Origin of the sequence: Phaeodactylibacter xiamenensis, assembly GCF_965229835.1 — a bacterium.
In the GTDB taxonomy this organism is placed as follows: Bacteria; Bacteroidota; Bacteroidia; order Chitinophagales; family Saprospiraceae; genus Phaeodactylibacter; species Phaeodactylibacter xiamenensis.
Map to the genome: position 1 here is coordinate 5,776,654 of NZ_OZ245931.1, position 12,804 is coordinate 5,789,457.

General features: G+C 47.2%; 8 protein-coding genes and 1 pseudogene. 7 read left to right on the plus strand and 2 right to left on the minus strand.

The features are described 5' to 3' along the window. The first annotated feature begins 3 nt into the window (after window positions 1-3). From ACO08I_RS21905 to ACO08I_RS21920, 4 genes are all read left to right on the plus strand, one after another. Window positions 4-1,023, plus strand: coding sequence for a phosphoadenosine phosphosulfate reductase family protein (locus ACO08I_RS21905; RefSeq protein ID WP_421947108.1), 1,020 nt, complete (start codon window positions 4-6; stop codon window positions 1,021-1,023). Between the two features lie 1,460 nt (window positions 1,024-2,483). Continuing rightward, window positions 2,484-4,031 (plus strand): type I restriction-modification system subunit M, encoded by a 1,548-nt coding sequence (locus ACO08I_RS21910; protein ID WP_421947109.1) that lies wholly within the window; start codon window positions 2,484-2,486, stop codon window positions 4,029-4,031. Further along, the gene (locus tag ACO08I_RS21915; protein ID WP_421947110.1) at window positions 4,028-5,029 is read left to right on the plus strand and encodes a virulence RhuM family protein; all 1,002 of its coding nucleotides are present in this window, start codon (window positions 4,028-4,030) and stop codon (window positions 5,027-5,029) included. The genes ACO08I_RS21910 and ACO08I_RS21915 overlap by 4 nt, the downstream gene beginning before the upstream one ends. Beyond that, window positions 5,026-5,283 carry a hypothetical protein gene (locus tag ACO08I_RS21920; protein ID WP_421947111.1) on the plus strand — a complete coding sequence of 86 codons (258 nt, stop codon included), beginning with the start codon at window positions 5,026-5,028 and terminating at the stop codon, window positions 5,281-5,283. Before ACO08I_RS21915 ends, ACO08I_RS21920 begins: the two co-directional genes overlap by 4 nt. On the opposite strand, the gene ACO08I_RS21925 is transcribed toward ACO08I_RS21920, so the two are convergent. Then, window positions 5,280-6,497 (minus strand): ISL3 family transposase, encoded by a 1,218-nt coding sequence (locus ACO08I_RS21925; protein WP_282777646.1) that lies wholly within the window; start codon window positions 6,495-6,497, stop codon window positions 5,280-5,282. The genes ACO08I_RS21920 and ACO08I_RS21925 overlap by 4 nt on opposite strands. Before the next feature lie 64 nt (window positions 6,498-6,561). Between ACO08I_RS21925 and ACO08I_RS21930 the strand changes: the two are divergent. The 3 genes and pseudogenes from ACO08I_RS21930 to ACO08I_RS21940 all read left to right on the plus strand — a co-directional run. Then, window positions 6,562-7,587, plus strand: a pseudogene (locus ACO08I_RS21930) (restriction endonuclease subunit S); the annotation flags it as partial. Window positions 7,588-7,658: 71 nt separating this feature from the next. Further along, a complete protein-coding gene (locus ACO08I_RS21935) occupies window positions 7,659-8,039 on the plus strand; it encodes a GxxExxY protein (protein WP_044216282.1) in 381 nt (126 codons plus the stop codon). A 114-nt stretch (window positions 8,040-8,153) separates the two neighbouring features. Then, entirely contained in the window at window positions 8,154-11,261 is a 3,108-nt protein-coding gene (locus ACO08I_RS21940; protein ID WP_421947112.1) for a type I restriction endonuclease subunit R, read from the plus strand. Window positions 11,262-11,498: 237 nt separating this feature from the next. Here the strand turns inward: ACO08I_RS21940 and ACO08I_RS21945 are convergent, their stop codons facing one another. Further along, the gene (locus ACO08I_RS21945) at window positions 11,499-12,656 is read right to left on the minus strand and encodes a phage integrase SAM-like domain-containing protein (RefSeq protein ID WP_421947113.1); all 1,158 of its coding nucleotides are present in this window, start codon (window positions 12,654-12,656) and stop codon (window positions 11,499-11,501) included. Between the last annotated feature and the right edge of the window lie 148 nt (window positions 12,657-12,804).

Below are 12,804 nucleotides of genomic sequence, written 5' to 3' on the forward strand. Positions count from 1 at the left end.
ACGATGAACTATCAGCTCCCTTTGTTCGAGCCGGAGGAGGCACCGCCTACTGTGCCCGAAGCCGTTGCGGAACTACTTTACGATGAAGCTACCGAAATCCTTGTCGCCTTTTCCGGCGGCAAGGACAGCGTCGCTATGGTCTTGTACCTGCTGGACCTGGGCATCCCCAAAGAGCGGATCATCCTGCACCACCACGAAGTAGACGGGCGCGGGGAGCACCTGTTCGACTGGCCCTGCACGCCCAGCTACTGCAAAGCCTTTGCCGCCGCCTTTGAGCTGCCGCTGGTCTTTTCCTGGCGCGAAGGCGGTATTCTGCGCGAGATGTACCGGACAAACGAAGGGCTGCAGGATGTCCGCTACGAACAGCAGGATGGAAGTGCTGTAGTGCTGGCCAGCCGCCCCGGCAGCTCCACTCGCCGGAAGTTCCCCGCAGTGGCCGCCGACCTGCGCACCCGGTGGTGCAGTTCAGTGGCCAAAATTGATGTCCTGTCCAGGGTCATTGCGCACAGTTATCCGGAAGGCGGGCAGCTCATCATCTGTACCGGGGAGCGGCGGGAAGAAAGCCCAGGCCGGGCAACCTACAAAGCCTATGAAAAGTACCGGGCAAATACCAAAAAGAGAACCGCTATACAGTGGCGCCCCGTGATCGATTTCCGGGAAAAGCAAGTCTGGGCGCTCTACGAAAAGTACAACGTACAGCCACACCCATGCTATATGCTGGGCTGGCCGCGCTGTTCCTGCCAAACCTGCATTTTCTCTTCCCCCAACACCTGGGCTGCCATACAACAGATTGCCCCCTGGAAGATCGATTACATGGAAGCCATCGAAAACGACCTCGGGCATACCCTTTACCACGGCATGCGTATCCGGGAAAAAGCGCGCAGAGGGCGCAGCTTTATCCCGCCCGATATGCTACAGCGCTGGAAAACAGAAGCTATGGGCGAATTCACCAGCCCCATTTTCCCGGACCAGTGGGAACTGCCAGCCGGAGCATTTGGGGCGGAGATGGCGGGGGCGGTGTGAAGGCCTGATTATTGCATAAATGCATGTATCGCTTCGACCAACTGGTACCCCTTGTAACCATGGACGGGGGGGTATTCCTGATTTTGATCTGGATCCGCTTCTTTAGTACGTTTGATGGCTGCTTTTGCCGGACTACGATAACCTGGCTGCGTTCTAGTTTTACGCTAACTACAGGTTTGATGTACTGGAAGACCAAACAAGCGAATGATGCAAAAAGTAGTAGACAAAGGCTACTGCTTGAAAAGGATGTAAAGAAAAAAGTCTGATTGGAGCGCTATGTGCTTTTGCCTTGAATTAAAAACGTCATGAGCATGTATCGGTTCAACTGGGAGACTGGAAGAATAAACACACTGGGGGAACCAGCTCGATAGTGTTGAGAGAAATTGCCGTACAAACAATTTTATTTTCTTCCTACAAACCTAAACATACCCATGACAACTAAACAAGTGAACTAACTATACTAGAGTTATAAAGGCAGAATTAAATGACAATCAGTTGGTTGAGTTCTAGGGGTTCTACTGATTTTATCTTGGATCGTCGAAGTATTTAGTGAGACTAACGGTTCCTTAGCTACATAATCTGGAAAAACTAAACTCAATATAAATGCACCTTATGAAAATTGTCGAAGTATTGAAGTTGGAACCGAAAGTCTCACAAGGCTAATGCATTCATTAGTCCATCTAAAGTATATTTGGATTGAAAGAAAGAGAAGATACAAACGGACACACACTACACGAAATGTACCTCATTCCCTTTCTTTCAAATCAAAAATAAAAGAATTACAAGAGGGTATCATGTGACTTATTATTTTTTGTGACAGTAAAGCGCAGTCTATTGCTCCGAAAAAGCCTTTTTAAAAGCCTGTTTAGTTTATTTTTTACATACAAAGCAAAATATTATTCTATTCGATTGGGCGGGTAGTTCCCAATTGGTATTCTCTTTGTCTTATAAATATTAAAAATACTACAATATGAGTGACATTGTCCTTTCCCTGATAGAGCGCTCTAAAAGGACATTTTCCTGCAATCAGCCAATACATCGACTATAGGAAAGCCAATAATTCATACAGATCACTGTTCACGTGTATAAAAAATCTTGCTTTTTATACACGTCGGCTTTTATATGCTCTTAGATTCAACAAATACTGACTACAACAATTAAGAGTAAAAACCACCTGAATACCAAGCCTTCACGCTCTGGTATTGCGACAGACAGCTCCGTGCATAGGCAAGTACACAGGTAAGCGGGCGCTGATTTCCCGGTTTAGCCGATCATGTATGCTTCCTTTGAGGACCGCTCATACGACAATTTGGTATAGGTCCCCTTTAAAGTCTCTCCGGAATTATGGATATTTAGGGCTGAAGGCATACAAATAAACAACAGTGTTTAAATGTCGGTATTCAAAAATAACTAGTCCTCCTCTAGCAATAGCAGGAAAAAGCAGAGCCACAAAACACATCATGACAAGCATTAATCAAAGACAAGAACTACAAAACCAAATCTGGAAGATCGCTAACGACGTGCGGGGCTCTGTAGATGGTTGGGATTTTAAGCAGTTCGTACTGGGCACGCTCTTCTACCGCTTTATCAGTGAAAACTTTACCAGCTATATCGAAGGGGGTGATGATAGTGTGAATTATCCTGAATTGCCCGATAGTGTCATCACTCCGGAAATCAAGGAGGATGCCATTAAGACCAAAGGGTATTTCATCTATCCCAGCCAGCTTTTTGTGAATGTGGCCAAAAACGCGAATACCAATCCTGATCTCAATACGGACCTGAAAGCTATTTTTGGAGCCATCGAAAGCTCGGCTAGCGGGTATCCATCCGAACAGGACATCAAAGGGCTGTTTGCAGATTTTGATACGACGAGCAGTCGACTGGGCAATACGGTGGAAAACAAAAACAGCCGACTGGCTGCCGTCCTTAAGGGGGTAGCAGGGTTGAAGTTTGGAAATTTTGAGGACAATGAGATTGACCTTTTTGGAGATGCTTACGAGTTTCTGATCTCCAACTACGCGGCTAATGCCGGGAAGTCCGGTGGCGAGTTTTTCACGCCTCAGCATGTCTCCAAGCTCATCGCACAGCTGGCGATGCACAAACAGGAAAAGGTCAATAAAATATATGACCCTGCAGTGGGTTCCGGCTCCTTGCTCCTGCAAGCCAAAAAGCACTTCGACAATCACATCATTGAAGAGGGGTTTTTCGGGCAGGAGATCAATCATACGACCTACAACCTGGCGCGTATGAACATGTTTTTGCATAATGTCAACTACGATAAGTTCCATATTGAGTTGGGCAATACGCTTACAGAGCCTAAACTGCACGATGAAAAGCCTTTTGATGCTATCGTGTCTAACCCGCCCTACTCCGTAAGGTGGATTGGTAGCGACGACCCTACCCTGATCAATGACGACCGTTTTGCCCCGGCTGGCGTTTTAGCGCCCAAGTCCAAAGCAGATTTCGCCTTTGTGCTGCATGCCCTGAGCTACCTCTCCAGTAAAGGCAGGGCTGCCCTCGTCTGTTTCCCCGGCATCTTTTACCGGGGTGGGGCGGAACAGAAAATCAGGAAGTACCTGGTCGATAACAACTATGTGGAGTCGGTGATCGCGCTCGCGCCTAACCTCTTCTACGGCACTTCCATTGCCGTGAATATTTTGGTGCTATCCAAACATAAGACGGATACCAAAACCCAGTTCATCGATGCCACCGGTGAAGAGTTCTTTAAGAAACAGACCAACAATAATGTGCTGACTAATGGCCACATTAAGCAGATTATGGGTATGTTCGATACCAAAGAAGAGGTTGCACATGTCGCCACCACTATAGACAACAGCAAAATTGCCGAAAACGACTACAACCTCTCCGTCAGCTCTTACGTAGAGCCCAAAGACACCCGGGAGCAAATTGACATCGATGAACTCAACAAGGAAATTGCCGCTACGGTGGGCAAGATCAATGTGCTGCGGGCAGATATTGATGCGATCGTAAAGGAGATTGAGGCATGAGCAAGGAAGTAATCATCTATAAAAGTGCGGACGGGCTTTCTGAGCTTTCGGTACATTTGGAGAATGAAGATGTCTGGCTAACGCAAAAACAGCTCGCTGAACTGTACCAGGCAGCCAAATCAACCATAAGTGAACACATTAAAAATATCTATACAGACGAAGAACTGACCCCTGAAGCAACTGTTCGGAAAATCCGAACAGTTCAAAAAGAGGGGGACAGGGAGGTAACACGCAATCTGGATTATTACAATCTGGATATGATTATAGCCCTGGGGTATAGGATCAATTCAAAAATTGCCACGCGCTTCCGGCAGTGGGCTACTGCTCGACTGAAAGAGTACATCATAAAAGGCTTCACCATGGACGACGACCGCCTGAAAAATCTGGGCGGTGGCAACTACTGGAAAGAACTGCTGGACCGGATCCGCGATATTCGTTCCAGCGAAAAGGTCATGTACCGGCAGGTGCTGGATCTGTACGCTACGGCTACCGACTACGACCCCAAAAGCCAGGAAAGCATCATCTTTTTTAAAATCGTACAGAACAAACTGCACTACGCTGCGCATGGCAATACGGCTAGCGAGGTCATCTATCTGCGGGTGGATAGCAATAAACCCTTCGTGGGCCTGACCAACTTTAAGGGCAGCCAACCCACGCAGGCCGAAGCCATGATTGCCAAAAATTTCCTGGAAGAGAAAGAGCTGCGTGTGCTTAACAACCTCGTGGCTGCCTACTTCGATCTGGCAGAGTTGAACGCCATAGAAGAACGGGAAATGCGCATGGCTGACTATGTACGCGAGTTAGATACCATCCTGGCCTCTGCGGGGCGCAAAGTTTTAGATAATGCCGGCAAAGTATCCAGTGCGCAGGCTAAGGAAAAGGCGAAGGCAGAATACAAAAAGTATAAAGCCAAAACGCTGAGTGAGGTGGAAAAAGCATACCTGAATACCATCTCTGATCTGGAGCAAAAAGCTAAAAAAGGAAGTAAAAAGAAATGAGCAAAACACCAAATATAAAGGACGACCGGCGGCTGCCGTTTATAGAAAAACTACTAGAGGGAGGGGAGGTTGAGTGGAAGGCTTTAGGAGAGATTGGCGAATTTCAGCGAGGAAAGCGCTTTGTAAAAAAAGATATGATCTTAGAGGGAACCCCTTGTATTCATTATGGTGAAATGTACACGCATTATGGCATTTGGGCAGATCAGAGCAAGTCGTTTCTTAGTGAAGAATTAGTGGCTCTTCGCCATATTTAGTGGATTTTCAAATCAAGTCCTCCGAGTTTGAAATAGATCATCAGGATGAAATTGTGTGGGTTCCGATAGCCTCTGGCAATTCTCTTTATTTCCTGAATCTTTAGGTTCACCCCTTCAGCGAAAGCATTATTTGCCAATCTTTTGAAGTAGGTCTTAATACCGTACCAATGGTCATGGAGCATATTGACAAACTCCTGGATGGGCTTGATCCCGCTGTCCCAAGCCATCTTTATCCACTCATTGAGCGGCTTGAGGCGCTTGGTGAACTGAGCCGCATCGAAAACTTCCCGGAATAGCTCTTTGAGCCGGTAGGCCTGGCCTAGATTGGGGAATGCTTCTTTTAACAAGTCCAGGCGTTGTTGCTGCTTTTGAGATAACTTGCTGGCATTGCGCAGCCATAAATACCGGCTGTGCTTGAGCGCCTCCTTAAACTGCTTTTGTTCTGCTCTTCGAATAGTATCAATAGCTTCATTAAGCTTTTTGACTAAATGAAAGCGGTCAAAAACCATCTCGGCTTGTGGAAGGTAGGACTCACAGGCCGCGATATAGGAGCGTGACATATCTAGAGTCACTGACCGTACTGTAGCCCTGTCTGCGCCACGTGCTTCCATATCGATAAGTGCTTGGCCTACAGCTTTTTGGTCTTTGCCCCGAGATACGCCTACTACCTTTTTAGCTTGCCGGTCACATAGGATGGTCAGGTAGTTGTGCCCTTTCTTTCGTGAGGTCTCATCGACAGACAGGTCCTTGACCGTTCTTAGCTCCTGAGTAGCCAAAGCGTTGCTTACATGGCGGCCCACTATACGGCTAGCTATACGGGAATCAAAGCTGTAGTGGCGGCCAACTGCAGAGGCGCTCATGCCTTTATCCATAAGCTTTAGAACGTCAAGCTCAAACAAAAGGGTAAAGGAGCTGCCCGGCTCAGCCCAGGGCACAGCTACCAGGCGTACCTCTCCTGACTCCGTCTTCACCCGCGGCACACGTGCGTGCAGATAGCAGTCATGTTGGAAAAAACGCAGATGCCGCCAACTCCGCAATTGATGATCGTGCACAGGGCACAGCTCGCCCTCGTACTCAAATTTGACCCGCTTATGGTGGTCTACTTCGATATGGAGTTCCTTTTCTCCCTGTGCTGTATCTCGAAAGTCAATTTTCTTGATATACCAAGGTGATTTTAGCGCTAAGGCTGCTGCAAATAGTTCGGTGTCTTTCATCTGCTAAAAATACGAAACCCACTATTAATGGCGAAGAGCCGAATTAGTAGAAAGCAAAAAATTAAGAATTGCTGAAAAGGGTGATGTCGTTATCGTTGCTGCGGGTGAAACAATTGAAGATATCGGAATGGGAACTGCTTGGTTAGGTGAAGAAGGTGTTGTTATCCACGATGCTTGCTTCTCCTATAGAAGCCCATTAAACCCTAAGTATATTGCTTTCTTTTCACGTACTAGGGAGTTTCACGACCAAATAAGAAGACATATATCTTCGGGTAAAATTTCAGCCATTAATTCAAAGGGGTTAAGTAAGGTAGAAATCCCCATCCCCTGCCCAAACGACCCCGAGCGGTCCCTACAAATACAGCAGGAAATCGTCCGCATCCTCGATACGTTCACCGAGCTGACGGCGGAACTGACGGCGGAACTGACGGCGGAGCTGACGGCGCGGCAGAAGCAGTATGCGTATTATCGGGAGGCGTTGTTGAGCTTTGAGACCACGGAAGGCACGGAAAACACGGAAGGTGTGGTGTGGAAGGCGTTGGGGGAGGTATTTGACATGCGTGCTGGTCAACACATTCCTTCTAGCAAAATATCCCCTTCTTTTGATAACGTAAATTCTTTTCCATGTTTTGGAGGAAATGGCATTCGCGGTTATGTTGCCAAGCATAGCCACAACGGCGAACATCTAATGATCGGTCGTCAAGGTGCGTTGTGTGGAAATGTACAACGGTTTAAAGGTATGTTTTATGCTACAGAACATGCAGTAGTAGTAACTGCAAAAGACGACATTAATATTGATTGGGCGTTTCATATGCTCACTGTTATGAATTTGAACCAATATGCTTCCCAATCTGCACAGCCAGGTCTTGCAGTAGGTAAGCTTAAAAAGTTGAAAATCCCCATTCCTTCGCCAGAAGAACAAGCCCGCATCGTCTCCATCCTTGACAAGTTCGATACGTTGACCACTTCCATCAGCGAGGGGTTGCCGAGGGAGATTGAGCTGCGGGAGAAGCAGTATGAATATTATCGGGATTTGTTGTTGAGCTTCCCGAACACAGACCACGAAAGGCACGAAAGGCACGAAAATTAAAAGGCGCACAAAAGTAGGGTACTTCTTTGTTCGTCCATTTTGCCTTATTAGAGGTAGTAATCTAACACGTTATGAGTGACCGAATCATATACAAAGCAGAAGGTTATGCAATACAGGGTGCCATATTTGAAGTCTATCGGGAAATGGGCTGCGGATTCCTGGAGACGGTTTATCAGGAGTGCTTGGAAAGAGAACTGACCTCGCGTCAAATTCCTTTCATCGCCCAGGCAGAGCTGCAATTGTCCTATAAAGGTGAGGCGCTGCAACAAAGATACCGGCCCGACCTGATTTGTTACGGAAAAATCATCGTAGAACTAAAAGCCGTGAGGCAAATCGCTCCGGAACACCAGGCGCAACTCCTCAATTATCTCAAAGCAACGAACATGAAATTAGGGTTACTTGTCAACTTTGGAAGCTACCCTAAAGCAGACATCGTCAGACTCGCCCTGTAGGTTTTTCGTGTATTCCGTGTCTTTCGTGGTAAAGAAACAAACACGCCCTGCATTCCGTGTCTTTCGTGGTAAAGAAACAAACACGCCGTGTCTTTCGTAGTTAACCAACAAAATATGCCAAACTACAACACCATAGCAGAATCCAACCACTTTATCGTACTTGAGCACTACACCAAGTACTCAGAAGTGCATGAAGCCCCTGTAACGTATCAATCAGAAGCCTCACTGGAACGGGAGCTCATACAGGACCTGGTCAATCAGGGTTATGAACACCTGCCCAAACTTAATACCGCTGAAGCCATGCTGGCCAACGTCAGGGCCCTGCTGCAGGAGTTGAACGATATGGCCTTTACGGATATTGAATGGGCTCGTTTCGTGGAGGAGTATTTGGACCGGCCCGGGGAAAACCTGATTGATAAGACCAGGAAAATACACGATAATTATATACATGACTTTGTCTTCGATGACGGGCATATACAGAACATATACCTCGTAGACAAACAGCAGATTGCCCGCAATAAGGTGCAGGTGATCTCACAGTTTGAACAACGGGGCACCCACGCCAACCGGTATGATGTCACGATACTGGTCAATGGCTTGCCTTTGGTACAAGTCGAGCTAAAAAAGCGGGGCGTGGCTATCCGGGAAGCGTTCAATCAGGTACACCGCTATACCAAAGAGAGTTTCAACAAGGAAAACTCCCTCTTCAAATACCTGCAGTTGTTTGTGATCTCCAACGGCACCGACAGCCGGTACTTCGCCAACACCGTGGAGCGCAATAAGAACAGCTATGACTTTACCATGAACTGGGCAAAGGCAGACAATAAGCTGATCAGGGATTTGAAGGATTTCACGGCTACCTTTTTCCAGAAAAATACGCTGCTGCAGGTGTTGCTGCATTACTCCGTTTTTGATGTCAATGATGTCCTGCTGATCATGCGCCCTTATCAGATTGCCGCTACCGAGCGGATTTTATGGAAGATCAGGAGTGCCTATGAAGCCAAAAAATGGGCAACCACAGAAGGGGGCGGCTACATCTGGCATACGACCGGATCGGGCAAAACGCTGACCAGCTTTAAAGCCGCCAGGCTGGCTACCGGGCTGGATTTTATTGATAAGGTATTCTTTGTGGTAGACCGTAAAGATTTGGATTATCAGACTATGAAAGAGTACCAGCGCTTTTCTCCGGATAGCGTGAATGGGTCCGATAGCACAGCGGGCTTAAAAAGAAACCTTAACAAAGACGACAATAAGATCATCGTCACGACCATTCAGAAGCTGAACAACCTGATGAAGAGCGAGCGCGATCTGCCGGTATACCAGCAGCAAGTCGTTTTCATTTTTGATGAAGCCCACCGTTCACAGTTTGGCGAAGCCCAAAAGAACCTGAAGAAAAAGTTCAAAAAGTACTATCAGTTTGGGTTTACCGGTACGCCCATTTTTCCGCAAAATGCACTGGGTGCGGATACCACAGCCAGCGTATTTGGGCGCGAACTGCACTCTTATGTCATTACGGACGCCATCAGAGACGAAAAAGTGCTCAAGTTTAAAGTCGACTACAATGATGTACGGCCGAAGTTCAAAGGCATTGAAACAGAATTGGATGAAAAGAAACTGACGGCAGCGGAGAATAAAACCGCCTTGCTGCACCCCACGCGGATCAAAGAGATTTCGGAGCACATCCTGCAAAATTTCAGGATAAAAACCCACCGGACGCAAGGGGGCAACAAAGGCTTCAATGCCATGTTTGCCGTCAATAGTGTAGATGCCGCAAAAAGCTACTATGAGACTTTAAACAAGCTGCAGGCCGATAGCGACAAGCCACTGAAAATAGCCACCATCTTCTCCTTCGCCGCCAACGAAGAGCAAAGAGCCATAGGGGAAATAGCAGACGAAACCTTTGAGCCCTCTGCCATGGAGCTGAGTGCCAAAGAGTTCTTGACGGCGGCTATTCAAGACTACAATGCCCTGTTCAAGACCAGCTTTGGTGTGGAAAGCAAAGAGTTTCAAAACTACTATCGGGACCTCGCCAAGCGGGTAAAGAACAAGGAAGTAGACTTGCTGATTGTCGTCGGCATGTTCCTCACCGGCTTTGATGCTCCTACGCTAAATACCCTTTTTGTAGACAAAAACCTGCGGTATCATGGCTTGATGCAAGCCTTCTCACGCACCAACCGAATATACGATGCCACCAAAACCTTCGGCAATATCGTCACCTTCCGGGATTTAGAAAAAGCCACCATCGATGCTATTACGCTGTTTGGAGACCGGAATACCAAAAATGTAGTGCTTGAGAAGAGCTACAAAGAGTATCTGGAAGGCTTTACAGATATCGCTACCGGCAAAGCCCGCCGGGGGTATATAGAAGTGGTTAACGAGTTGAATGAAAAATTCCCCGACCCGGACGAAATCATCAGGGAAAGCGATAAAAAAGAGTTTGTCAAGCTCTTCGGAGAGTATCTACGGGTAGAAAACATCCTTCAGAATTACGATGAGTTCACCCACCTAAACGCACTGCAAGACATTGACCTCAACGATACGGAAGCCATTGAAGCCTTCAAGGAAACCTACTTCGTGACCGATGAGGACATCGCCATCATGCAAACGATAGAAACCTTGCCTGAGCGTACCGTACAAGACTACCGATCCACCTACAACGATATCCGCGACTGGCTGCGCCGGGAGAAAAAAGGAAAAGAAACTGAAGAATCGGGCATCGACTGGGATGATGTCGTATTTGAGGTTGACTTGCTCAAATCACAAGAGATCAACCTGGATTATATCCTGGAGCTGATTTTTGAGCACAACAAGAAAACGAAAGACAAAGCTTCGTTAGTGGATGAAATCCGGCGCATCATCCGCGCAAGCATAGGCAACAGAGCAAAGGAAAGCCTCATTGTAGACTACATCAATGAAACCAACCTGGACTCCATTCCGGACAAGGCGGGCATCATGGAATCGTTCTTTACCTACGCACAGGAAAGGCAGAAAAGTGAAGCCACCGAGCTGATAACTGAGGAAAACCTGAATGTAGAGGCAGCCAGGCGTTACATTGCCACCTCCCTGAGGCGCAGCTATGCCAGTGAAAACGGGACAGAGCTCAACGCACTCCTACCGAGAATGAGCCCCCTGAACCCTCAATACCTGACCCTCAAGCAGCGTGTCTTCCAGAAAGTGGCTGCCTTTGTGGAGAAGTTTAAGGGGATTGGCGGGGAGATATGAATTAATGTGTATTCCGGTCTCCGGAATATACACAACGGTCAAGTAGAGGGGCAGGTGAATCGTTTAAAGATGATCAAGCGCCAAATGTATGGACGGGCAAGCTTTTAGCTATTGCGAAAGCGGGTGCTTATGAACTCCACCTAAATTGACGAAGAACCAATGGTACCGGAGTACTTATCCAATATACAAAAGCCAAACCATGCCATAAATCTACGGCCATCCCATCACCTCCAAAACTCAATCAAAAAACCCAAGCTTCTTAGCCAGCTTCGCACTATCCATCCCGCTGGCCCGAAGGTACCGCTCCACGGTATTGAGTTTTTTCCACCCGCCGATATCGGCAATGGTCTTTAAAGAAGCTCCCATGAGCCGGAGGTTAGTTGCTCCTGATCTGCGGGCGGTGTGGAAGGTCACGAACTGGCACTTGGGCTCCGTTCTTGCCCCTTGTCTGACCAGTTGAGTAATGCCAGCCATGCTGGCAACTTGTTTGAGTATCCGGTTAGCGACCTGGTTTGCCGTAAAACTGAAGTTGAAATCGTATTCCTGACAGATAGCCCAGGCTGACTTCTTTACAGGAACGGTAGCCGTTATATTTTCTTTTTGGCTGGTGTAGTTTAGGTACACATCTCCATCCTGCTCGAAGAAGTTGGCTCTGGATAATGCCGCAACATCTGAATAGCGCATCAGGAAGTAATAGGCAAGAAGAAACCGGTCGCGCTCTTTTTTCAGGGAAGGCATGGAAGATAAATCCAGTGCCTCAATCTTGTGCATTTCTTCCTGGTTGAGGTAGATCTTGTTCAGTTTTTGATTTTCCTGCACCTTGAACCACCTTTGTTGATGGGCATCATTATCGTGCAGCCCCTTCTCTTTTCCGAGGCGCATTATTTTTTTGAGCACTTTCAGGTGTTTCGCTAAGGCGCTATTGGTCACTCCAGCAGAAAGGACCCATTCGGAAAAGTCGTAATAGAAGTCCTGAGTGATTTCAGACCAAAGCAAATCATCTTTCCCTCGATCCTGTGCGTATTCCCGAAACTTCCTTACTGCCGTATTGTACATTTTGACTGTCGTGGGGCGCAGCCCGTTGTTACTTTTGGCATAGGCTTCCATGAAGTCGATTATACTGCCTTTCTCTTCCTTTTTTCCATACAGGTCGAGATTGCCGCCATCGAGAAGGAAGGTTTCTATCTTGCGCTTTTGGATCAATAATTGTCTGTTGTACTTACTGGAAAGGGCATAATTCTTTTTAACCTCTCCTTTTTTCTTATCCCAATATTTTGGGTCAATAGACATCCCGGTGGGAAGATACCTCCTTTTGGGGCCCTGGGAAACGTATATCCGTATGGTGGTTGTACCATCAGATTTAATCTGGCCGTTGAGAACGTTCTTGATATTCACGCCTACTTGATTTAACTGAGATGTGTGAAATAGGTGTGAAATATAAGCCAAAAAATCGAAAAATAAAACAAGAAGGTGCAAGTTGAAACAATAAGTGGGTAGGGCTTCGAGGCAATAAAAAAGCCAGACCCCCGAGGAATCTGGCTTT

What these genes read in the sequence shown, in the direction of transcription:
- ACO08I_RS21925 (WP_282777646.1), bottom strand. Translation starts at nt 6,497, where the DNA reads ATGAAAGACACCGAACTATTTGCAGCAGCCTTAGCGCTAAAATCACCT.
- ACO08I_RS21935 (WP_044216282.1), top strand. Translation starts at nt 7,659, where the DNA reads ATGAGTGACCGAATCATATACAAAGCAGAAGGTTATGCAATACAGGGT.
- ACO08I_RS21915 (WP_421947110.1), top strand. Translation starts at nt 4,028, where the DNA reads ATGAGCAAGGAAGTAATCATCTATAAAAGTGCGGACGGGCTTTCTGAG.
- ACO08I_RS21920 (WP_421947111.1), top strand. Translation starts at nt 5,026, where the DNA reads ATGAGCAAAACACCAAATATAAAGGACGACCGGCGGCTGCCGTTTATA.
- ACO08I_RS21905 (WP_421947108.1), top strand. Translation starts at nt 4, where the DNA reads ATGAACTATCAGCTCCCTTTGTTCGAGCCGGAGGAGGCACCGCCTACT.
- ACO08I_RS21910 (WP_421947109.1), top strand. Translation starts at nt 2,484, where the DNA reads ATGACAAGCATTAATCAAAGACAAGAACTACAAAACCAAATCTGGAAG.
- ACO08I_RS21940 (WP_421947112.1), top strand. Translation starts at nt 8,154, where the DNA reads ATGCCAAACTACAACACCATAGCAGAATCCAACCACTTTATCGTACTT.